The following is a 21450-nucleotide window of genomic DNA, read 5'->3' on the forward strand; positions in this document are numbered from 1 at the left end:
GGTTCAATGGTTCCTGATGCGGGACACGCGCCTACGGCGTGGACGGGCGACCGACCGGTGCGCGCAAAGTGTCGAGATAGGCGGTCAGGTCGTGAATCTGGCTGGCGCCGAAGACATAGGGCGGCATGGCGGGATGGGTCGTAACCAGGCCCTGTTCGAACGCGGCGGCCAGATCGTCGGAGCCTCGGCGCCGGACAATCTCTCTGAATGGCGGCGCAACGGCGAGCGGACTGTCGCCTGCGGCGTCGATGGCGTGGCAGCTGGCGCACCCGACGATCGCCATGGCGCGGCCCCGGGACGCGGACTCCCGATCGAGGGCCGTCGACAGGGACGAGACGGCAGGGTTGTCTTGTGTGCTTGAAGCGCGTGGCGCGCTCGGCGGCGACTCGACCCGGGGCCCGGGGATCGGCGAACACGCCCCGACCAGCAGAAGACCGATAATCGTGGGGACTCGCATGACACTACTCCGGCGACCAGATTTCATCTGACCAGTGCCCCGGGTCAGCGTCCTTGACCCAGGTCAAGCGGCGGCCCTGACGTCGCGACCCCCGATGGGAATTCCACCGGGTGAGAGCGTGACCGAGACGTCGACGACCTGGTCGCACAGGGCTGTGGGCGCCGATCGATGGCTGACCAGGATCAGGCCCTGACGGCGGGTCGAAAGGTGATGCGTGAGACCGTCCAGCACCCGGGTTTCGGTCGCGGCGTCGAGGCCTTCGGTCGGTTCGTCCAGCACCAGCCAGGGCGCGTCGCGCAGATAGGCGCGCGCCAGTCCCAGGCGCCGGCGCTCGCCGCCGGACAGCCGGTCGCCGTTCTCGCTCAGAACCGTGTCGAGACCGGCCGGCAGCGCCGCGACCCGGTCGGCCAGGCAGGCGTCGCTCAGTGCGGCCCAGAGGTCGTCGGTCGAAGCGGCTTGATTGGCGAGACGAAGATTGTCCGCGATCGACCCTGCCAGCAGCCGGACGTCCTGAGACGCATAGGCGAAACGCGCGCGAACGTCGTCCAGAGCGGCGTCCTCCAGAGGCAGGCCGCCCAGTCGCAGCTGGTCGGCGAGAGAGGGGCGTAGCCCCATCAAGGTCTCGATCAACCGCGTCTTGCCGGAGCCGGAGGGACCGATCACGCCCAGACGGAAGGGCGGCGCGATTTCCAACGCCGCAGAGCGGATGATGATGGCGTCGCCGGCCATCGCCGGTGCGAGTTTCCGGATGACGGGCCTGGCCGGGTCATCCAGAACCTCAGCCAGCCGTGCCAGCGCCTCCTGGGCCGCGCCATTCTGGCGCAGACCTCCGGTGAGGGCGGCGGCGGCCTCAAGTCCCGTCACGGACGCCAGCGCCGCAAGGGCGACGAGCGGCAGGGACGCCGGGGCGGATGTCGCAATGACCGCGATTACGGTCAGGGCCAGGACCGAGGCCTGGAACACCGGGATCCATCCGCCGGCCACGGCGTCCGCGACCCGGCGACGATCCAGGGTCCGCGCCGCCTGACCCACCTGGTCGGCGGCCCAACTCTCCAGGCCATAGGCCCGCAGCTCGGGGGCCGCTGCCTGCAAGGCCGAAAGCCGGTCCTTGAACAGGCCCATGGCGACCTGCACCCGCCGACCCGCCGGGTCCGCAACGCGCCGGCCGATCAGAAGTCCTCCGCAGATGGCGATGGCGATGCCGCCGGCGAGGACGAGAGCGGGCAGGGCGCCGGCCAACAGCGCCAGACCAATCGCAGCCAGAGCGCCGACGCCGGCGCCCCAGGGCCCGCTCAGGCGCACGAACACGGTCTGGATCGCATCGACGTCCTGGATCATCCGCGCTGACGCTTCGCCGCTGGAGAGGCTGAACGCCCGACGAGGCGGGGCCGCCGCCAGTCGGGCGAACAACAGCGGCCGCAGACGGGCCAGGGCCTTGAGAGCCGCGGCGTGGCCGCTGACCCGTTCGACGTAGCGCGATCCCGTCCGCACGATGGCCAGCATCCGGATCACGGCGGCCGGGAGCAGATAGTTGAACGCCTGGACGACCGCGAAACCGCCGGCTCCGGCGATCGCCGCCCCTGTGATGAACCAGCCGGACAGACCCAGCAGCGCCACCGAGGCGCCGGAGACGAGGGCGGCGGACAGGGCGGCAAGCCGCAACCGTCCGCCCTGGGCGCGGCGCTGCTCGCCCAGCAGGGCCTCCAGGGTCGGGTCTCCCGTGTGCGCGGTCGTCGGTTTCACAGCCGCACCACCCGGTCGGCCAGGGCCATGACGGCCTGTGAATGGGTCGCGATCAGGGTGGTGCGGCCTTCAGCCGCCGCGCGGATCACCTCCAGCACGGCCGTCTCGGACGCCGGGTCGAGATTGGCGGTTGGTTCGTCCAGCAACAGCAGGCGGGACGGCGACAGCAGGGCCCTGGCCAGGCCCAGACGTCGGCGCTCGCCGCCCGAGAGCCCGCCGCCGCGTTCGTCGAGGATGCGGCCCAGATCACCCTGGAGACCCGCGCGGGCCGCGGCGTCGCGGATATCCTCCGCGCTCGCACCCGGCCTTGCCAGAGCGATGTTGTCGAAGAGGGAGCCGGGGGCCACGATCGGGTTCTGGCTGGCCCAGCCGACGGCTCCGGCGAACGCGCCCGCGTGCGACAGGCCGTGACCGCCGACCCGGACTTCGCCCGATGACAGCGGCGCCAGGCCCAGCAGCATATGCAGCAGGCTGGTCTTGCCCGAGCCGCTGGCACCGACCAGGGCCACGATCGCTCCGGCCGGGACATGGAGGTCGAAATCGGTGATCGCCGGCGCGCCGTCGCCGTAGCGGATCGTGACCGATCGGAAGTCGAGTTCCGGGGCGCTCGACCACCGGCGGGACGGCGGGGCAATGACCGGTCGACCCGGCTCCGGCCCGGCCATCGACGGCGCCGCGGCTTCGGCGGCCTGTTTCTCATGATAGGCTGCGGCCAGCCGGCGCATGGGCGCAAAGACCTCGGGCGCCATGGCCAGCACGAAGAAGGCGCGGCCCAGGTCCAGAGTCTCGGGCACGGGAAACGGCAGGGGCGTCGGCCGTCATGGGTTCGCCCTAGCCGCCGGCGCAGGCCCGGGCCATGATCGAAATCAAGGCGGAGCATCGGATACGGTCGTAGGCGAAGGTTTGTCGGTCATCGGGCCGGCGCTACGGAGCCTGCCCCCCCATGATTGACCTCGCGGTCGTTGACCTTTCCCGGCTGCAGTTCGCGTTGACGGCTCTGTATCACTTCCTCTTCGTGCCGCTGACGATCGGCCTGTCGTTCATGCTGGTCATCATGGAGAGCATCTATGTGATGACCCGCCGACCGATCTGGCGGAGCATCACCCGGTTCTGGGGTCTGTTGTTCGGGATCAATTTCGCGCTGGGCGTGGCGACCGGGATCACCATGGAATTCCAGTTCGGGATGAACTGGTCCTACTTCTCCCACTACGTCGGCGACATCTTCGGTGCGCCTCTGGCCATCGAGGGCCTGATGGCCTTCTTCCTGGAGGCGACCTTCGTCGGGCTGATGTTCTTCGGCTGGGACAAGCTCAGCCGGGTCGGGCACCTGGTCGTCACCTTCATGGTGGCGCTGGGCACCAATCTGTCGGCGCTGTGGATCCTGATCGCCAATGGCTGGATGCAGAATCCCGTCGGCGCGACCTTCAATCCCGACACGATGCGGATGGAGGTCTCGGACTTCATGGCCGTGCTGTTCAATCCGGTGGCCCAAGCCAAGTTCGTCCACACGGTCAGCGCCGGTTACGTCATCGCCGCCGTCTTCGTCCTGGGCATATCGGCCTTCTACCTGCTGAAGGGTCGCCACAGGGGATTCGCCAAACGCTCGATGACCGTCGCCGCGGCCTTCGGCCTGGCGGCCTCTCTCTCGGTCGTCGTTCTGGGAGATGAGAGCGGCTACGCCCTGACCGACAACCAGAAAATGAAGCTGGCGGCCCTGGAGGCCATGTTGCGCACCGAGCCGGCGCCCGCCGGCCTGACCGCCTTTGGCATTCCCAGCCTCGAAGACCGCGAGACCCACTATGAGGTCAAGATTCCCTATGTGCTCGGCCTCATCTCCACCCGCAGCATCGACACGCCGGTTGAAGGCATTCTCGAACTGGTCGCGATCGCCCAGACCCGTATCGAATCCGGTGTCCTGGCCTATGACGCCCTGGAGCGGATCAAGGCCGACCCGACTGACGTCGCCGCGCGTGGCGACTTCGAACTCAACCGCCGCGACCTCGGCTATTCCCTGCTGCTGAAACGCTATGTCGCCGACCCCCGTGACGCGACACCCGATCAGGTGGTCCTCGCCGCCTGGAGCACTGTGCCCAATGTGCCGGTGATGTTCTGGTCGTTCCGGATCATGGCCGGGATCGGGTTCCTGATGATCGGTCTGTTCGCCACCGCCTTTGTGCTCTGCACCCTGCGCAAGCATGAGACGCGCTGGTTCCTGTGGCTGGCCGTACTGGCCATCCCGTTGCCGTGGATATCCACCGAACTGGGCTGGATTCTTGCCGAGGTCGGACGACAGCCCTGGGCCGTCGAAGGGGTGCTGCCGACCTTCCTCGGAGCCTCCAGCCTCAGCGTGCCTCAACTGTGGGCCACCATCATCGGCTTCACCGTTCTCTACGGCGCGCTGGCGGTGGTCGAGGTCGGGCTGATCCTGAAGACGATCAGGAAGGGGCCGTTCGCCGAGATCGACCTGTTCGGTCTGGACCTCGCGCCTGCGACGCCAGACCCGACCGACGGACCGGGCCGACCGGCTCCGACGCCTGCGCCCACCGTCGCCTGACCATCGAATCCCAAGGATATCCGAGATGGAACTGCCCCTCGACTACGCCAGCCTCCGCCTGATCTGGTGGGGCCTCCTGGGCGTGCTGCTGATCGCCTTCGCCCTGACCGACGGGTTCGACCTGGGCGTCGGCGCCCTGCTGCCGTTCGTAGCCAAGACGGACGAGGAGCGCCGCATGGTGATCAACACCGTCGGCGCGACTTGGGAAGGCAATTTGGTGTGGTTCATCCTGGGCGGCGGCGCGATCTTCGCCGCCTGGCCCTTCGTCTATGCCGTCAGCTTCTCGGGCTTCTATCTGGCCATGTTCCTGGTGCTGTCGGCGCTGATCCTGCGGCCGGTCGCGTTCAAATATCGCTCCAAACGCCCCGACAGACGCTGGCGCGCATTCTGGGACTGGGCGTTGTTCGTCGGCGGGTTCGTGCCGGCGCTGGTCTTCGGCGTCGCGGTCGGCAACGTCCTCCTGGGCGCGCCCTTCCGTCTGGATGGCGATCTGCGGTCCTTCTACGAGGGCAGTCTGCTGGGGCTGTTCACGCCGTTCAGCCTGCTGTGCGGCCTGCTCTCGGTCGCCATGCTGGTGCTTCACGGCGCGGCCTGGCTGGGCCTCAAGGCAGAGCGGGGGACCGTTCAGGCGCGGGCCCGGGTGTTCGGCACGATCGCCGGCGTGGCGAGCCTGGCGCTGTTCGTCGGCGGCGGACTGTTCGTCGCCTTTGGCGACCTGGGCTTCCGCATCGTCGGCCTGATCGATCCCTCGGGCATGTCCAATCCGCTGCGTGCTGCGGTCGTGGCCGCGCCGGGCGCCTGGCTCGACAACTACACGGCCGCGCCTTGGACGATCGCCGCGCCCGTGCTCGGTCTTCTAGGGACGGTTGTGGCGCTCGCGGGCCTCTGGCGGCGGTCCGAGCCGCTGGCCTTTGGCGGCTCGTCTCTGGGCACGGTCGGCATCATCTCGACCGTCGGCCTGTCGATGTTCCCCTTCATCCTGCCCAGTTCGATCGATCCCGGCTCAAGCCTGACCGTCTGGAACGCGTCCTCGACCCATTTGACGCTATTCATCATGCTGGGCGTGACCATCGTCTTCCTGCCCCTGATCCTGCTCTACACGGCCTGGGTCTACCGGGTGCTGTGGGGGCGCAGCAGTTCGACCGAGTTCAAGACCAACCCCGACCTCTACTGATCGCTGAAGGACAGACACCATGTGGTATTTCGCCTGGATTCTCGGGGTCGGACTGGCCGTCGCTTTCGGCGTGCTGAACGGCGTCTGGCATGAGTTCCACCTGTTCGACGAGGGTGATCTCGGCCTGTCGGAACCGGATCGGGACAGGGGCGACTGATGAGGCGACCGGGAGTGGGGGACGGCTTCTCCTGGATGTCCACGCCTGGCTGAGGACCACCTGTTGAGGCTCCACATCCAGACGTGATGGCTCGGGTTACTGCCGTTCCTGCTCGCCCGACCGAGGCTCAGCGGCCGAGCAGGGGCCCCACCAGCTGGATGCCCGCGAGCACCAGGATCAGCAGGCCGATCAACCAGGCGAAGGGCCGCACCGGCAGGACGCGGGAGATGAGGGCGGCCAGGGGCGCGCCGATGACGCCGCCGACGATCAGGCCGGCGACCGAGGTCCGGGTTTCCGGGGCTCTGCCGACGCCAAAGCGCGGGAGCAGCTGAAGGCAATCCTGCGCGGCTATGTCGACTTCATCGGATGACCGATCAATCGCGCCTGTCCTGACGCACGGTCGCGGCCTATCTAGGCTCTATCGACGGTGACGGCCATGCGCCGAGGCCGCGCCAGCCGTTCAAGGATCGCCCCATGAAGACCATCGGATACGCCGCCCATTCGACCACGACCCCTCTGGCCCCGTGGGAGTTCGACCGACGCGAGTTGCGCGCGAACGACGTCGCCATGGAGATCCTGTACAGCGGCGTCTGCCACTCCGACCTGCACCAGGCGCGCAACGACTGGGGCTTCTCGTCCTATCCGATCGTGCCGGGCCACGAGATCATAGGCGTGGTCACCGCGGTCGGTCCCGAGGTCACGAAGTTCAAGGAAGGCGACCGCGTCGGCGTCGGCTGTATGGTCGACAGCTGCCAGCACTGCGACCAGTGCGACAAGGGCGAGGAGCAGCTCTGCCGCCACGGCAACACCCAGACCTACAACGGCAAGGACCGGGTGACCGGAGAGCCGACCTACGGCGGCTATTCCAAACATCTGGTCGTGCGTCAGGAGTTCGTCCTGTCGGTGCCGGACGCGCTCGACATCGCCAGGGCCGCGCCCCTGCTGTGCGCCGGCATCACCACCTGGTCGCCGCTGAAGACCTGGGGCGTCAAGGCAGGCACCCGTGTCGGCGTCATCGGCCTGGGCGGTCTCGGCCACATGGCGGTCAAGCTGGCCGCCGGCCTGGGCGCCCACGTCGTCGTCCTCAGCCGCTCGGCCGACAAGGAGGCGGATGGGAAGGCACTGGGCGCGCATGAACTGCTGGTCTCGTCCGACAAGGCGGCGATGAAGGCGGCGGCGAACAGCCTGGACCTGATCATCGACACCGTGCCGGTGAAGCACGACCTCAACCCCTATATGCCGCTGCTCGACATCGACGGCACCCTGGTCATCGTCGGCCAGCTGGGTCCGATGGAAGAGATGTCGACCCTTCCGCTGCTGATGGCCCGCCGCCGCGTCTCGGGTTCGCCCATCGGCGGCATCCGCGAGACCCAGGAGATGCTCGATTTCTGCGCCGAGAAGAACATCCTTCCCGACGTCGAGATGATCCGGATGGACCAAATCAACCACGCCTTCGACCGGATGGAAAAGTCCGACGTCCGCTACCGGTTCGTCATCGACATGGCCTCTCTGGACGCTCCGGCCGCCTGATCGACGTCTGTCCAGGTCTTCATTTCGCCGCCCAACTCCCGCCGCAATCCGCTACATATGTAACGCTACAGATGTAGCGGACCGGATCGGGAGAGGGTGCGATGATCGAAGGCTTGCCGAGGCGGGAGCGAGAGGTGTTCGAACTCCTCTGTCGCCTTGAGGTCGCGACCGCCGCCGCCGTGCGCGCGGCCATGCCCGATACATTGAGCGACTCTGCCGTCCGCACCCTGCTGAAGCGACTGGAAGATCGCGGGCTGGTGTCGCGGGCGGCGGGCGGGGACGGGTTCGACTATCGGCCCGTTCCCCGCACTGAGACCGTCGCCGCCGGCGCCCTGAAGCGGATGGTCGATACGTTCTTCGCCGGCTCCGCCGCCAGCGCCGCCACCGCTCTGCTGGGCATGGGCGAACCGCTGAAGCCGAACGAGATCGCGGCCCTGGAAAAGCTTCTCGACGCGGCGCGGGAGCGCGAGCAATGAGCGCCGCCGTTCTGGTCGCCCTGCTGGCCAAGTCGTCGGTCGTCGCCGGCCTGGGCCTGGCCCTGTCCCATCTCGTTGCGCGCCGCGCCGTCGACCGGGTCGATGTGCTTCGCGCCACGGTCTGCATCCTGCTGGCCCTGCCGGTGCTCATGACCTTCGGCCCGGCGCTGAGCCTGGCCTTGCTGCCCGCGGCCGCCCAGGCCGCCAAGCCGCTCGCCCTGTGGAGCGGCGACCTGCACCCGGTCGAGGGGGTCACCGTCTCCGGCTCCCTCTTGCTGCCGTCGCTGGGACAGACCCTGGCCCTGGCCTGGACCATTGGGGCCCTGATCGTCGCCGGCCGGTTCGCGGCCGGGGTCTGGACCCTCTCGCGCTGGACCGGGGCCGGCAAGCCCGTGAAGTCCGAGGTCTGGACCGAGGCCCTGCGGACGCTCGCGCCCGCCGCCCGTCCCCTGCTGAGATCCAGCGACCGGATTGCCGGCCCGCTGAGCTGGGGCCTGCCGCCCGGCGCCGTCCTGATCGACCCCGCCACCCTGTCCCGGCCCCAGACGGCCGCTGCCGTCATGGCCCATGAGATGGCCCACATCCGTCGCCGCGACTGGCTTTTCCTGGTCCTGTCGCGGCTGGCCCTGGCCCTGCTCTGGTTCAATCCCCTGATCTGGATGCTGCATCGCAGCCTGATCGAACGCTCCGAGGAGGCGGCCGACGCCGTCGCCGTCGGACAGGTGGATCGTCACGCCTATGCCCGCGCCCTGATCGGCCTCGCCGCCGCCCCGGGTCCGTTGACCACGTCTTTGGCCGCGACCGCGATGGCGGGCGACGGCCGCTCCCTGAAACGAAGGATCGCCACTCTCATGACCGACAAGACCCCCGCCCGCCGGCCCGCCGTCATCCTGACCGCTGTCGCCGTCCTGGCCGCCGTGGCCACCCCGATCGCGGCGCTGGAACTGCATTCGCGGAGCGCGAAGACGACCCAGGCCGCCTCAGCCCCCGTCGCGGCCGCTTCCACCACCGCCCAGGCTTCCGCGCCGAAGACGGACGCCGCCCCGGCCGTTGAAGCGCCTCGCGGCTTCTTCAATCTCGCGGCCTTCGGGTTCGCCCCGCCGGCTCCGCAGGCCCCGCCCGCACCGCCCGCACCGCCCGCACCTCCCGCACCTCCGGCTCCGCCCGCGATGGTCGTACCGCCGGCGCCTCCGGCTCCGCCCGCGCCCTTCCGCATGATCGCGCCGCCGGCGCCGCCTCTGCCACCCGTTCCGCCGGCCCCGCCCAGCCATAACGGCCAGCATGTCTTCAGCTACAACGGCCGGAGCTGGGAGGAACTGACGCCGGAAGAGCGCCGGCACGTCGAAGAAGCCCGCCAGGCCGCCGTCGAGGCCCGACAAGCCGCGATGGAGGCCCGTGCCCACGCCACCGAGCAACGCGCCTTCGCTGAAGACGCCCGCACGCGCGCCGAGGCCGACCGCAGCCACGCCGCCGTTATGCGCGCCCACGCCGAATCCGTCCGCATCGCCGGCGACCACGCTCGCGCCGCCGGCGAACAGGCCCGCCAAATCGGTCTGACCCACGCCGCCGAGGGTCGCCGCTCCGCCGAACGCGCCCAGGCCCAGGCCCGTGTCGCCATGGCAGGCGCCCGCGAGGCCCGCGCCAACGCCCGCGTCACCATGCGGATGAGCGCGGAGAACATGCGTCGCGGCGCCGAGCAACTGAGGCAGGAGAGCCGCCGTCTGGAGGATCCGGCCTACCGCGCCCGACAGATCCGCGAGAACGCGGCGCGCGGTAACACGGTCACCGACGCGGAACTACAGGCTGCGGGCCGCAGAATGCCGGGTCAGGCCGCGGACATGGAACGTCGCGCCACTGAGCTGGCCGCCCGCGCCAATGACGCTTGAGCCAAGGGGCGCGCGGTCGGGCTGGACCCGGCCGCCCGCTCTCGCTACGCCGACAGCGGTGGTCTCGGGAGGGACGCCCGGAAAGAGTGACGTGAAAGGAAATAATTCCTCGCGCGGTCTTGTGCTCTCGTGACCCTGTCACCAGCTTGGCCGAACGGTCTTTGAAAGGTCCGAACGGTGCAGACTGGTCGACCGATCCGACCGCTTCGGTCTCTTCGGACGCTTCGGACTGTGTTTTTGAGTCCGGGTCGTTCCCAGACTCTACGGACTATCTGGACTCCGTTTCCAGGAGTCTGGACGATCAGCCCACCAGCGCCACCCGCTCCTCGGCGGTCAGCATCCGCCAGGCGCCCTCAGGCAGATTGTCCAGCTGGATCGGCCCGATCCGTACACGGATCAAGTCGATGACATCGAGGTCAGCATGCTCGCACATGCGCCGGATCTGCCGGTTGCGGCCCTCGGTCAGGATGAACCGCAGGCGCTGCTGCTCCATCCGCGACACGCGGGCGTGCTTGAGTTGCCGCCCGTCCAGCATGATGCCGTGGCGCAGCAGGTTGAGCTTCTTCTCGGTCACATCTCCGGCGACGCGGACCAGGTATTCCTTGTCGAGCTTCGACTCCGGCCCGATCACCGCCTTGGCCACCACCCCGTCCGAGGACAGCATCAGCAGCCCGCGCGAATCCTCGTCCAGCCGACCGATGGGGGGCAGGGAGGCGTCGGCGGCCGGCGTCACGCCGTCGCCGATCCGGTTGGCGTCGGTCAGCAACCGCACGGCCGGGATCTTGTCCGGCTCCGGCTGGCCGGAGACATAGCCCAGCGGCTTGTGCATCACGATGGTGACGCCCGCCGCCAGAGCGCTCTCGGCCCGTTCTGACAGGGTCAGGGTCTGACCCGGCTCGATCTTGCGGCCCGCGTCGGTGACCACCTCTCCGTCGATGGAGACCAGGCCGTCGGCGATCAGGGCGTCGGCCTCGCGACGCGAACAGACGCCCGTCTGGCCCAGCCATTTGTTGATCCGGCTGGGCTCGGCGCCGTCGTAGGTGCGTGAGAAGGCCAAGGCGTCAGTCGGCCGCGAGGGCGGCGGTGGCGACGGCGGCGTCCTCGGCGGCCGAGGCGCCCGAGACGCCGATGGCGCCGACGATACGGCCGTCGAGGACAATTGGAATGCCGCCCCCGATCGGCAGGGAGTCCTCGTTGGCGAGGCTGACGATGCGGCCCGCGAGAACCCGCTCCTCCATCGCTGCGGTAGCGCCGCGGTAGCGGGCGGCTGTCCATGCCTTGCGCTGAGCGACGTGGATGGAGCCGTACTGGGTGTCATCCATCCGGACGAAGGCGACCAACTCTCCGTTCGGCTCCACGACGGCCACGGCCATCCGATGGCCGCCGGCGCGCGCGGCCGTGACGGCGCGGTCGATCAGAACCTCGGCGGCGGCCAGCGAGATCGGGGCTCCATAGGACGGCGGGCTGGCCTGTTTGGAAATGCCGGACGTGGTCTGGGCCAGCGCGGCGGGCGCGACGACCACAAGGGCCAGGGCCAGGAACAGGGCTTTCATGGTCGAAACTCCGGTCAGACGCGGCGGAAAAGAAGAATCAGGTTGTTGGCGGGCATCTCGACCCGACGGGTCAGATGAAGGCGGTGGACCCTGGCGAGCGCCACGACCTCGTCGAGTTCGCGCAAGCCCCAGGCCGGATCGCGCGATTTGAGGCTGTCGTCAAAGGCGGCGTTGGATGGGGCGAGCGGAACGTCGGCCTCGCGGTAGGGGCCGTAGAGCACGAGAAGACCGCCCGGGTCGGGCAGGATGCGTCCTGCCCCGGCCATCAGCCCCTCGGTCGCCGCCCACGGGCTGATGTGGATCATGTTGGCGCAGAAGACGACCTGGGCGTCGACCTCGGGCCAGGCGTCCGGTTCGGCGGCGTCCAGTTCGAGCGGAGGGTTCAGGTTCGCCAGCGCGGCCTCCGCCCTCCAGGCGGTGATGCTGGCGCGGGCCTCCGGCGACGGGTCGCTGGGCGTCCAGGTCGTCGCGGGCAGGGCGCGGGCGAAGGCGATCGCGTGCTCGCCCGAGCCGGACGCGATCTCCAGCACGCGGGCGCGGGCGGGCAGGTGGGCGCGCAGCACCGCGAGGATGGGCGCGGCGTTGCGGGCCACGGCGGGCGAGGCGAGGGCGCCTTGCGGAGCGGCGGTCTGGACGGAATCGAGCGTCTGCACAGGCTCCGGATACAGCCGCCCGGCGGGAAGCGCGACCGGATTCGGCCCATAGACGTGCGTGGTCACGATGACGGGGGGCGAAATCTTGCAGCGGTTGACGTTGCGTTGCCCGAGGTGTCTTTGCGCCGTTACAGTCCGTGAGGTTCTGTAACACTAGGGAGAGGCCACGGCGGCGACAGACCAGCCGGGTCGAGCATCAGGAGAGTTCGCGTGGATTCCAGCACCGCCGTACCGGGCCTTCGCCCGGCGCCGACCCGTCACCAGGCCCTGCTCGCCTGGGTCGAACAGATCGCCGCCCTGACGAAGCCGGCGCGTGTCCACTGGTGCGACGGCTCGGAGGTCGAGAAGGCCGCGATCATCGCCGACCTGATCGACAAGGGCACGCTGAAGGCCCTCGACCAGGCGAAACGCCCCGGCTGCTATTACGCCGCCTCGGACCCCAAGGATGTCGCCCGCGTCGAAAGCCGCACCTTCATCTGCTCTGAGGACGAACAGGACGCCGGCCCGACCAACAACTGGGCCGATCCGGTCGAGATGCGCACCCGTCTGAACGGCCTGTTCGACGGCTGCATGGCCGGCCGCACCATGTATGTGGTGCCCTTCTCGATGGGCCCGCTGGGCTCCGATCTCAGCGCCCTCGGCGTCGAGATCACCGACAGCGGCTATGTCGCCATATCGATGGGCATCATGACCCGCATGGGCCAGCCGGTGCTGGACCTGATGGGCGAGGACGGCGTCTTCGTGCCCGCCGTGCACACCCTGGGGGCCCCGCTCGCCGAGGGTCAGGCCGATTTGCCCTGGCCCTGCAATGACGACAAATGGATCGTCCACTACCCCGAGACCCGCGAGATCTGGTCCTACGGCTCGGGCTATGGCGGCAACGCCCTGCTGGGCAAGAAATGCTACGCCCTGCGCATCGCCTCGGTCATGGCCCGCGACGAGGGCTGGCTGGCCGAGCACATGCTGATCCTCAAGCTGACCAACCCTGAGGGCGAGGCCAAATACATGGCGGCCGCCTTCCCCAGCGCCTGCGGCAAGACCAACCTGGCCATGCTGCAGCCCTCGATCCCGGGCTGGAAGGCAGAGACGATCGGCGACGACATCGCCTGGATGCGGTTCGGCGATGACGGACGTCTGTACGCCGTGAATCCGGAGGCCGGCTTCTTCGGCGTCGCCCCGGGCACAAGCCGCAACACCAACCAGAACGCCCTGGCGACGCTCGCGACCAACACCGTCTTCACCAATACGGCCCTGACGGCCGACGGCGACGTCTGGTGGGAAGGCCTTACCAAGGAAACGCCCGAGGGCATGACCAACTGGAAGGGTCAGCCGCACGACCCGGCCTCTGGCGAACCCGCCGCCCACCCCAACGCCCGCTTCGCCGCGCCGGCCTCCCAGTGCCCGACCATCGCGCCGGAGTGGGAAGACCCCAAAGGCGTGCCGATCGACGCCATCCTGTTCGGGGGGCGTCGCGCCTCGGCCGTGCCTCTGGTGACCGAGGCCTTCGACTGGGAGCACGGGGTTTTCATGGGCTCGACAGTGGCGTCCGAGGGCACGGCGGCGGCGGAGAACGCCATCGGGACCCTGCGGCGCGATCCGTTCGCGATGCTGCCCTTCTGCGGCTACAACATGGGCAACTATTTCGCGCACTGGCTGGCGCTGGGCGAGAAGGCCGATCCGGCGAAACTGCCGGGCGTCTATTTCGTCAACTGGTTCCGCAAGGACGAGGCCGGTCGCTTCGTCTGGCCGGGCTTCGGCGAAAACGCCCGCGTCCTGAAGTGGATTTTTGAGCGTCTGGACGGCAAGGCCGAGGCGCTCGACACCGCCGTCGGCCGTGTGCCGACGCGGGCGGCGCTGGACCTCGAAGGCCTGTCGCTGTCGGACGCCGCCCTGGCGACCCTGCTGGACGTCGATGTGGACGTCTGGTCCGAGGAGGCCGCACTGATCCCGGAGTTCTACGCCCGGTTCGCCGAGCGCCTGCCGAACGCCTTGTGGCGTCAGCACGACGCCCTGGTAGACCGTCTGGACGCGGCGAAGGACGAACGCGAGGCGGCGGAACTGGCGGCAGAGTGACGACAGGGCCCGCCGAGGCTTGAAATCCCCGCCCGGTCGGTCGAAGGACCGGCCGTGGTGGACATCTCCTGTGACATTGTGGTGATCGGGGCCGGGGTGCTGGGCCTGTCGGCCGCCGTCGAGCTGACCGCGCGCGGGCATGACGTGCGCGTGGTCGATCCAGGGCGGCCGAATGCCTCATCGGTCGCGGCGGGCATGATCGCGCCGGCGTTCGAGAGCCAGCTGGACGGAGCGGATGCCGCACGTGCGGCCCTGTTGAGACACGCGGCCGGGCTATGGCCCGCTTTCGCCGGGCGGTCGGGACTGGTGCTGGATCGAACTCCGGCGGAATGGCGCGGGTCGGATGCCGTCGCCGTCGCGGAGACCCTGACCGGCCTTGGCTTCTCTGTGCAGGCGGATGGCGATGTCGTCCGCGCTGAAGGCGATGTGCGCATCGATGCGGAGACCGCGCTCGTGATCCTGCGATCGGGACTGGGCGCCGCGTTCGTCGGCGCCGAAGCGCGGAGCGTCGACCGGGCCCCGGAAGGCTGGCGGGTCGAGACGACGGCTGGCCGGGTCGAAGCCCGTCAACTGATCATCGCCACGGGAGCAGCCGCCGCTCTTGCGGGCCTGCCTGAAGCGGTCACCGACATCATCAACCGGATCGAACCGATCGCGGGCCAGATCGGTCGGACCGAAGCGTCCCTGACCGACCGGGTGGTGAGAGGCATCGGGGGCTATGTCACGCCGGCGCGCGCCGGATCCCTGATCGGTGCGACGATGGTCCACGGCAGCCGTGAGACGGGGTCCGATCCGGCGGCGTCGGCGAGGCTGGCCGAGGTGGCCGCGCGGCTGTCCGGCCTTGCAGCGCCTGAGACGCTCGAGTGGCGGGGCGGCGTGCGCGGCGCGACATCTGACGGCCTGCCCCTGGCGGGGCCGGTTGGCGACGGACTGCATCTGGCCCTGGCGCCGAGGCGGAACGGCTGGCTGCTGGGGCCGCTGGTCGGACGGATCGTGGCGGACGGGATCGAAAGGCGGCCGCGCGGTTCGCACGCCGCCGCCCTCGACCCGCTGAGGTTCAGTCTTCCGGAAGGGTGAAACGGATACCGATAATGACCTGGGCGCCGTCGACCGCCTGGCCGTCCACCGTCTGGGGGCTCATGCGGAAGTAGCGGGCCAGCTGTTGGGCCGAGCGGCCGAAACCGTAGCCGCCCGGCGTTTCGGAGACGACGGTGCAGCCGGTGACCGTTCCCGCCGCCTGGACGCGACAGCTGAGGGTGGCCGAGCCGGAGACCTCGCCATTGAGGGCGCGGTCGGGATAGGCGCGGGTGAGCTGGTCGCCAGTGGGGCGGCTGATCCACTGCGGCGAGCGGATGACCGGAGGGCCGCGTGGCGCTTCGACCACGGACTCGCTGGCCGTTCCGGTCGCGGCGGTCGGGTCGACGAGGACGGTGGTGTTGATCACAGGGCCGGTTGCCGCCGTCGGGATGTCGGGAATGACCGTCGTCAGGGTCTCGACGGTCGTCGGCGGGCTCTCCGGGCGGTGAACCGGCGGGTTCGGCGCGGGAGGGGTCATGGTGACGACGGGTGGCGGTGGCTCCCGGTGGAGCACGATCACGCTGCCGTCGATGACGCGCGGCTCGCTTCGATCGGGGGACGTCTTCAGTTCGAACCTCTGGTAGTAGAGCGCCGTCCCGACCCCGATATGAGCCAGGGCGACGATGCCGACGGCGATCCAGGTCGCTGGGGGCAGGGGCTTGCGCCGCTCGCCGAAGTCAATGGGGCTGACCAGTCCGGGGCCGCCTGCAGTCTGGATCATCATGGCCGTCACTCCCTCGTAGAAGCCGCTCCCCAGCAACCCATGGGAGAATGACGCGCGCGGTCCATGGCGGGATTGGGGCGCCTGAAACCACGGTTTCTGACTGAAAGTCGATCAGCTATCGGTGTGACATCCGGACGGCCCTGTTAACCGACATTAACGCTCGATTAACCATGATCTCCGAGTTTCCGGGCATGACCGTCGGAGCGATTCCAGCGTCGGGAGGGGTGGAGGCCGCGATTCGGCGCGCCTCCAGCAGCACCGGCGTGGACTACGACTTCCTGATGCGAACGGCGCGGCGGGAGAGTTCGTTCAATCCGAATGCGCGGGCGCCGACGTCTTCCGCGTCCGGGCTCTTCCAGTTCATCGAACAGACCTGGCTGGCGACCGTCAAACAGCACGGCGCCAAGCACGGATACGGCCAGTACGCCGACCTGATCCATCGCGGCTCGGACGGGCGCTGGCGCGTCGAAGGATCGGCGCGGAACGTGGTGCTGGATCTTCGCTTCGACCCACAGGCTGCCTCGACCATGGCGGGGGAGCTGACGGCGTCGAACGCCGCCTATCTGCGGGGTCGGACAGGCAGCGAACCGGGCGCCGGAGACCTCTACGCGGCGCACTTCCTGGGACCGGCTGGCGCGGCCCAGATCATGGAGGCCATGGCGACACGGCCCGGCTCGAGCGCGGTCGCCATGTTCCCGCAGGCCGCGGCGGCGAACCGCTCGATCTTCTATCGCGACGGGCGGGCGGCCACGGTGGCCGAGGTCCACGCCAACCTGCAGCGAACGGCCGGGTCGGGCGGTGCGGTCGCGCCGGTCGGCCCGACGGCGCCGCTGTTGAGCGAGCAGGATACCGCCCTGGCGGCGCGTCTGGACCGGCTGAAACAGGACCAGAGCCTGCTCGCCCTGCTGCTGGGCCAGGATGGCGATGGCAAGGGCGGCGGCTTCGGCGGCGCCTTCTCCCCAGGAGCCGGATCGAACGCGTGATCCGCCCATAGTAAACCGGGCGTTAAGCCTGCAGGCTCACCCTGATGTCGTCCGAACGCGACTCGCCTGAAGAAGCCCCATGACCGCTCACCGCGCCCGCCTCACCGAGTTCGACATCCGCCGCCTGATCAAGGCGACCGATGACGACGAACGCGCCTCGGCCGCGCACAAGCTGTGCCGCAGCATCGACCGGGCAGAGCTGACCGCCGAGGACCGGGAGGCGGCGCAGAAGATCATGCGCGTCCTGGCCAATGACGCCGCCGAACTGGTTCGCCGGGCGTTGGCGGTGACGCTGAAGAGTTCGGACCTGTTGCCGCGCGATGTGGCGCGGATTCTGGCGGCGGACGTGGTTTCCATCGCCCTGCCGGTCATCGGCGCCTCGCCCGTCTTCACCGACGAGGACCTGATCGAGATCGTGCGCGCCGGTTCGGCCGTGCGTCAGATCGCGATCGCCGCCCGCCCGACCGTGTCGCGCGACGTTGCTGACGTGTTGAGCTCGGACGGCTGCGAACAGGCGGTGAGGACCCTGGCGTCCAACGACAACGCCGACATTTCCGAAGGCGCGATGGGCAAGGTGGTCGACCGGTTCGGCCAGACACCCGAGGTCGTGGCCGCCCTGGCCTATCGCCAGGTCCTGCCGCTGGGCATCACCGAACGGTTGGTCGCCCTGGCGTCGGATGCCGTGCGAGAGCATCTGATCACCCGCCATGCCGTGGCGCCCGAGACCGCCATCCGCCTGTCGAGCTTCGCCCGTGAACGCGCGACGGTGGACCTGATCGACCAGGCGGGCGCCAGTGCGGACCTGCCGATGTTCGTGGCCCAGCTGAATGCGCGCAAGGCCCTGACCGCGTCGCTGCTGCTGCGGGCCCTGGCGCGGGGCAAGATGACCCTGTTCGAGCACGGCGTCGCCGAGCTGTCGTCGACGCCGCACCCGCGCGCCTGGCTGATGGTGCATGACGCCGGTCCGCTGGGCCTGAAGGCAATCTACGACCGTGCGGGTCTGCCACCGCGCCTGTTCCAGGCGTTCCGGGCCGGCGTCGACACCTGGCGTCAGCTGTCGGCCGAAGGGGCGGACACGTCAGGCGAGACCTTCCGCGAGCGGATGCTGGAGCGGTTCCTGACCCAGCGTCCGAACGCGCCGAGGGACGACCTGGCCTATCTGATGGAAAGGCTGGATCAGCCGACCAGCCCGCCCGCTCGAATGACGGCGGCGAACGCGGCCTGAGGCTCTCTTGGTGCGCTACCGCTCGCGACGCGGTCGCTCGCTGCCTGAGCACCGGTTTCGTCTGTTTGTCCGGACGTAAAACACCCTGACGAAACGGACCAAACGGACGAAACGCACTGTGGTCTGAGTAAAATCAGTGGGTTAGCCGAGGGGCGCTTCGTCCGACGGGATCTTTCTGCTCACCTGGATTGTCAAAGACCGGGTGATCAGAGTGTACGCCCGATTTGAAGGGCGCCTGGTTAAACGGCTCTCAAAAGATCGGAGCGTTGAATTCGTAAGGTGAATTCGGGCATTCGTTGATGGGTATGACGCAAAAAACCCTCTCCCGGCGGGAGGCCACCCGAGTGGAGGGTGGCCCTCGGGGGCGATCCGGACCACTCGTAGTCGCCTATACGGGGTCGAAGTCAGGGCCGAGATCGCGCCTCTAGTGTTGCAAACCCTGAGTGGAGCGGCAATTCGATAAGCGCCGGCTTCCCACTTTAGTCAGGGGCCAGAAGATATCGAAAAGCTCCCGACATCCCGACGGAAGGGTCAGCCCGCCCGGTGTGCGGCGACCTCGGCTTCGAGGGTTTCCGCCAGGACGCGGCCCGTGGGGTGGTCGTCGGTCTGGATCTGGTCGCGGACGACGGCGCGGATCGCGTCGATGTGGGCGTCGATGAGCATCATCGGCGCTTCCAGCCGCTTGATGGGATCGTCCATCAGCTTGCACAGCGAGCCGGCGAGGCGGGTGACCAGCGGATACTGATAGGTGGCGCCTAGACCCTTGAGGTCGTGGGCGCGGAAATAAAGGCCCTCGGCGGTCTGGCTGTTGTAACCCTCCGCACGGATCGCGGCCTGGGCCGCATCGAGTTTGGTGATCTCGTCCTGGAGCCACTGACCGAACTGGCCGGACATCGCCTTGAGGGCCTCTTCGGCCCTGGCGATGGCGTCGGCGTTGATGCCGCCGAAACCGCCGCCGACCTTGGCGCGCAGCATGTTGGGCGGACGGATGACCTGAGCCGGGTTGCTCACGATGAACTCCTGAAGACTGACGACCTCAGGATGCACGAGGGCCATTAAGAACCCGTGACCTGCGTGCAGGGAGCTGATCCAATCGGAAAACCGCCTGCAATTTTCGGGATCAGGCCTTACCCCGTGAACTGTTCGGCGAGGACGCGTTCCTCAAACGAGCGGCCGGCGTCGAACAGCATGGTCAAGCCGACGTCACGTCGCTCCTTGACCACCACCTTCACGACCCGGCGGATCTCCAGGCTGTCGGCCACGGCGCTGACCGGGCGCTTGTCCGCCTCCAGCACCTCGAACTCGACCCTGGCACGGTGAGACAGGAGGGCGCCGCGCCAGCGACGCGGCCGGAAGGCGCTGATCGGCGTCAGGGCCAGCATCCGCGCGTCCAGCGGAATGATCGGGCCGTGCGCCGACAGATTGTAGGCGGTGGAACCGGCGGGCGTGGCGACCATGCAGCCGTCGCAGGCCAGTTCCTCCAGCCGGACCTTCCCGTCGACGCTGATCCTGAGCTTGGCCGACTGGCGCGTCTGGCGCAGCAGGGAGACCTCGTTGATGGCCAGGCCGGTATGCACCGCGCCACTCTCGGTCCAGGCGTCCATCTGCAGCGGGTGGATGACGGCGCGGCCGGCGGCGGCGATCCGCTCGGGCAGGGCCTCCTCGTCGTAGTCATTCATCAGAAAGCCGACCGAGCCGCGGTTCATGCCGTAGACCGGAATCTTGCGCATCAGGTTGGCGTGCAGGGTCTCCAGCATGAAGCCGTCGCCGCCCAGGGCCACGATGACATCGGCCTGGGCCTCCGGCGCCGATCCGTATCGTTCAGTCAGGCGATCGCGAGCCTGCATGGCCTCGGGCCGGTCGCTGGCGCAAAAGGCGATTCGAAGGGAGGAGGGGTCGACACTCACCCGCTCACGAGAAGCCGAGCCGGGCCGGGAAGTCAAACGCCGTCGTGGTCGTCAGGCCCCGATGTGGCCCATCAGGGCGCGGAATTCGCGCATGGCGGCGGACGGCGGCAGGGTCATGCGGCCCGCATAGCCTTCGTCGCCGTCACCGGGCCAGCCGCCGTTCAGCTTGCGGATTTCTTCGAGCACGGCCGGGAAGACCGCGCGGTCGATGCCCACGGCGGCGCAGGCCAAAAACAGGGCGTCCGGGCTGGGGCGCACGATCGCGGCGCGGATGTGGCTGATCGGGAAGCCGCCCAAGGCCGCGACGCCGTGTTCAAACAGGCTGAGGCGTTTCTCGCGGACGGCGCGGATCAGGAAGCCGGCGCGCAGCTGGCCGGCGCTCTGCAGCTTGGCGACCAGACGGCGTTCCATCTCCTCGTGATCGGTGACGTCGGCGGGTTCCATGCCGAGCGGCTCGGCGTTCGGCGGAGCGGCGACGGGTCGGGTTACGGCGTCAATCGCTTCGGCCAGTCGGGTCTCGTCGACGCGGAAGCGCTCGCCGATGGCCTCGCGCAGGGACTGGCCGACCCACTGATAGAGCTGCGTCGCCAGGGCGTCGTTCAGGCGCGGGTGTCGCGTCAGGGGCGCGCGCAGGGCAGCGATGCGGCGCGACTGCTCAATCAGACGACCCAGGGCGTCTTCGCTGACTTCCGCGGTCTTGTTGCCGGCCAGCGCCGTCAGGCTGGCGGGTTCGCCGCGGTCGATGATGGCGTCGGCGACCCGGCCGCTGATGCGGGGGCGGCGCGCGACCTCGATCTGGTGTTCGATGGTGGCCTCGACCAGGACGCGCAGCAGGTCCTGATCCTTCAGAAGCGGGCTCTGGGCGATAACGGGGCGGGCGATCTCGATTTCATCGAGCGCCAGCATGGCGATGAGGGCGGGCGGGGCCCATTCGGCGGCGGCGAGGCTGTCGGACAGGGCTTTTCGGATATCGCGTTCGGCCTGGCCGGCGATGACCATAAAGATCTCGCCGAGAATAGGCGATGCCTCGGCGCCGGGCGGGGTCGCGTCGCACAAGGCCGCAATGCCAAGCAGCAAACGGCGACGATCGTCCACACCTTTGCCGCGCGCGAGCTCAAGGAGATGCTGTGCGGAGGACAGGGTCTCCGCGTCCGTGGAGCGATGGGACTGAAGTTGGACAACAGCGGTCACGGCGAACTCCGGCCGGACGTTGAGTATCCGTGCAGTTTCGACCTTAGCCGCAGGTGGTGAAAACTCGGTTAACGAAGCCTGAATGGG

At 68.9% G+C, this 21450-nt stretch carries 20 protein-coding genes; 10 read left to right on the forward strand and 10 right to left on the reverse strand.

The window, feature by feature from the left end; all coding sequences use genetic code 11:
• Window positions 1-31: 31 nt before the first annotated feature.
• The 3 genes from ACP7A5_RS04125 to ACP7A5_RS04135 form a co-directional block, all read right to left on the reverse strand.
• Window positions 32-283 carry a c-type cytochrome gene (locus ACP7A5_RS04125; protein ID WP_426040719.1) on the reverse strand — a complete coding sequence of 84 codons (252 nt, stop codon included), beginning with the start codon at window positions 281-283 and terminating at the stop codon, window positions 32-34.
• Window positions 284-520: 237 nt separating this feature from the next.
• Window positions 521-2200, reverse strand: coding sequence for an amino acid ABC transporter ATP-binding/permease protein (locus ACP7A5_RS04130; protein WP_426040720.1), 1680 nt, complete (start codon window positions 2198-2200; stop codon window positions 521-523).
• Window positions 2197-2994 carry an ATP-binding cassette domain-containing protein gene (locus ACP7A5_RS04135; RefSeq protein ID WP_426040721.1) on the reverse strand — a complete coding sequence of 266 codons (798 nt, stop codon included), beginning with the start codon at window positions 2992-2994 and terminating at the stop codon, window positions 2197-2199. The genes ACP7A5_RS04130 and ACP7A5_RS04135 overlap by 4 nt, the downstream gene beginning before the upstream one ends.
• A gap of 152 nt (window positions 2995-3146) precedes the next feature.
• On the opposite strand from ACP7A5_RS04135, the gene ACP7A5_RS04140 reads away from it, so the two are divergent.
• The 6 genes from ACP7A5_RS04140 (at window position 3147) to ACP7A5_RS04165 (ending at window position 9977) form a co-directional block, all read left to right on the forward strand.
• Complete coding sequence (locus ACP7A5_RS04140; protein ID WP_426040789.1) at window positions 3147-4754, forward strand: cytochrome ubiquinol oxidase subunit I; 1608 nt, start codon at window positions 3147-3149, stop codon at window positions 4752-4754.
• A gap of 25 nt (window positions 4755-4779) precedes the next feature.
• Window positions 4780-5928 (forward strand): cytochrome d ubiquinol oxidase subunit II, encoded by a 1149-nt coding sequence (gene cydB, locus ACP7A5_RS04145; protein ID WP_426040722.1) that lies wholly within the window; start codon window positions 4780-4782, stop codon window positions 5926-5928.
• Between the two features lie 19 nt (window positions 5929-5947).
• Entirely contained in the window at window positions 5948-6085 is a 138-nt protein-coding gene (cydX, locus tag ACP7A5_RS04150; RefSeq protein WP_426040723.1) for a cytochrome bd-I oxidase subunit CydX, read from the forward strand.
• Between the two features lie 474 nt (window positions 6086-6559).
• Window positions 6560-7615, forward strand: coding sequence for an NAD(P)-dependent alcohol dehydrogenase (locus ACP7A5_RS04155; RefSeq protein WP_426040724.1), 1056 nt, complete (start codon window positions 6560-6562; stop codon window positions 7613-7615).
• 134 nt (window positions 7616-7749) lie between these two features.
• Window positions 7750-8091, forward strand: coding sequence for a BlaI/MecI/CopY family transcriptional regulator (locus ACP7A5_RS04160; protein ID WP_426040725.1), 342 nt, complete (start codon window positions 7750-7752; stop codon window positions 8089-8091).
• Window positions 8088-9977 (forward strand): M56 family metallopeptidase, encoded by a 1890-nt coding sequence (locus ACP7A5_RS04165; protein WP_426040726.1) that lies wholly within the window; start codon window positions 8088-8090, stop codon window positions 9975-9977. Before ACP7A5_RS04160 ends, ACP7A5_RS04165 begins: the two co-directional genes overlap by 4 nt.
• Window positions 9978-10278: 301 nt before the next feature.
• Here ACP7A5_RS04165 and ACP7A5_RS04170 read toward each other — a convergent pair whose 3' ends face one another.
• Genes ACP7A5_RS04170 through ACP7A5_RS04180 form a run of 3 tightly spaced genes read right to left on the reverse strand, consistent with a single transcriptional unit; the run spans window position 10279 to window position 12249 of the window.
• Window positions 10279-11034, reverse strand: coding sequence for a pseudouridine synthase (locus ACP7A5_RS04170; protein ID WP_426040727.1), 756 nt, complete (start codon window positions 11032-11034; stop codon window positions 10279-10281).
• Window positions 11035-11038: 4 nt separating this feature from the next.
• Window positions 11039-11530 carry a GlcG/HbpS family heme-binding protein gene (locus ACP7A5_RS04175; protein ID WP_426040728.1) on the reverse strand — a complete coding sequence of 164 codons (492 nt, stop codon included), beginning with the start codon at window positions 11528-11530 and terminating at the stop codon, window positions 11039-11041.
• Between the two features lie 14 nt (window positions 11531-11544).
• On the reverse strand, window positions 11545-12249 hold the full coding sequence (locus ACP7A5_RS04180; RefSeq protein WP_426040729.1) for a DUF938 domain-containing protein: 705 nt from the start codon (window positions 12247-12249) through the stop codon (window positions 11545-11547).
• A gap of 144 nt (window positions 12250-12393) precedes the next feature.
• On the opposite strand from ACP7A5_RS04180, the gene ACP7A5_RS04185 reads away from it, so the two are divergent.
• Window positions 12394-14256 carry a phosphoenolpyruvate carboxykinase (GTP) gene (locus ACP7A5_RS04185; RefSeq protein WP_426040730.1) on the forward strand — a complete coding sequence of 621 codons (1863 nt, stop codon included), beginning with the start codon at window positions 12394-12396 and terminating at the stop codon, window positions 14254-14256.
• A 57-nt stretch (window positions 14257-14313) separates the two neighbouring features.
• A complete protein-coding gene (locus ACP7A5_RS04190; protein ID WP_426040731.1) occupies window positions 14314-15333 on the forward strand; it encodes an NAD(P)/FAD-dependent oxidoreductase in 1020 nt (339 codons plus the stop codon).
• Here ACP7A5_RS04190 and ACP7A5_RS04195 read toward each other — a convergent pair.
• Entirely contained in the window at window positions 15314-16057 is a 744-nt protein-coding gene (locus ACP7A5_RS04195; protein ID WP_426040732.1) for a TonB family protein, read from the reverse strand. The two genes, ACP7A5_RS04190 and ACP7A5_RS04195, sit on opposite strands and share 20 nt — an antisense overlap.
• Window positions 16058-16248: 191 nt before the next feature.
• Between ACP7A5_RS04195 and ACP7A5_RS04200 the strand changes: the two genes are divergently transcribed.
• A complete protein-coding gene (locus tag ACP7A5_RS04200; protein WP_426040790.1) occupies window positions 16249-17040 on the forward strand; it encodes a transglycosylase SLT domain-containing protein in 792 nt (263 codons plus the stop codon).
• 79 nt (window positions 17041-17119) lie between these two features.
• The gene (locus ACP7A5_RS04205) at window positions 17120-18265 is read left to right on the forward strand and encodes a DUF2336 domain-containing protein (RefSeq protein ID WP_426040733.1); all 1146 of its coding nucleotides are present in this window, start codon (window positions 17120-17122) and stop codon (window positions 18263-18265) included.
• A 531-nt stretch (window positions 18266-18796) separates the two neighbouring features.
• On the opposite strand, the gene ACP7A5_RS04210 is transcribed toward ACP7A5_RS04205, so the two are convergent.
• The 3 genes from ACP7A5_RS04210 to ACP7A5_RS04220 form a co-directional block, all read right to left on the reverse strand.
• Window positions 18797-19321: an Hpt domain-containing protein gene (locus tag ACP7A5_RS04210; RefSeq protein ID WP_426040734.1), complete on the reverse strand. Its 525-nt coding sequence runs from the start codon at window positions 19319-19321 to the stop codon at window positions 18797-18799.
• A gap of 71 nt (window positions 19322-19392) precedes the next feature.
• Window positions 19393-20172 (reverse strand): NAD kinase, encoded by a 780-nt coding sequence (locus tag ACP7A5_RS04215; protein ID WP_426040735.1) that lies wholly within the window; start codon window positions 20170-20172, stop codon window positions 19393-19395.
• A 51-nt stretch (window positions 20173-20223) separates the two neighbouring features.
• Window positions 20224-21363 carry a DUF2336 domain-containing protein gene (locus ACP7A5_RS04220; protein ID WP_426040736.1) on the reverse strand — a complete coding sequence of 380 codons (1140 nt, stop codon included), beginning with the start codon at window positions 21361-21363 and terminating at the stop codon, window positions 20224-20226.
• Between the last annotated feature and the right edge of the window lie 87 nt (window positions 21364-21450).

It is taken from the genome of Brevundimonas sp. TWP2-3-4b1 (genome assembly GCF_049897665.1).
GTDB lineage: Bacteria > Pseudomonadota > Alphaproteobacteria > Caulobacterales > Caulobacteraceae > Brevundimonas > Brevundimonas subvibrioides_B.

Excerpts from the sequence above, each read along its gene's own strand:
- ACP7A5_RS04175 (WP_426040728.1), bottom strand. The coding sequence starts at position 11,530 with ATGAAAGCCCTGTTCCTGGCCCTGGCCCTTGTGGTCGTCGCGCCCGCC.
- ACP7A5_RS04195 (WP_426040732.1), bottom strand. The coding sequence starts at position 16,057 with ATGATGATCCAGACTGCAGGCGGCCCCGGACTGGTCAGCCCCATTGAC.
- cydX (WP_426040723.1), top strand. The coding sequence starts at position 5,948 with ATGTGGTATTTCGCCTGGATTCTCGGGGTCGGACTGGCCGTCGCTTTC.
- cydB (WP_426040722.1), top strand. The coding sequence starts at position 4,780 with ATGGAACTGCCCCTCGACTACGCCAGCCTCCGCCTGATCTGGTGGGGC.
- ACP7A5_RS04165 (WP_426040726.1), top strand. The coding sequence starts at position 8,088 with ATGAGCGCCGCCGTTCTGGTCGCCCTGCTGGCCAAGTCGTCGGTCGTC.
- ACP7A5_RS04205 (WP_426040733.1), top strand. The coding sequence starts at position 17,120 with ATGACCGCTCACCGCGCCCGCCTCACCGAGTTCGACATCCGCCGCCTG.
- ACP7A5_RS04125 (WP_426040719.1), bottom strand. The coding sequence starts at position 283 with ATGGCGATCGTCGGGTGCGCCAGCTGCCACGCCATCGACGCCGCAGGC.
- ACP7A5_RS04155 (WP_426040724.1), top strand. The coding sequence starts at position 6,560 with ATGAAGACCATCGGATACGCCGCCCATTCGACCACGACCCCTCTGGCC.
- ACP7A5_RS04210 (WP_426040734.1), bottom strand. The coding sequence starts at position 19,321 with ATGGCCCTCGTGCATCCTGAGGTCGTCAGTCTTCAGGAGTTCATCGTG.
- ACP7A5_RS04200 (WP_426040790.1), top strand. The coding sequence starts at position 16,249 with ATGACCGTCGGAGCGATTCCAGCGTCGGGAGGGGTGGAGGCCGCGATT.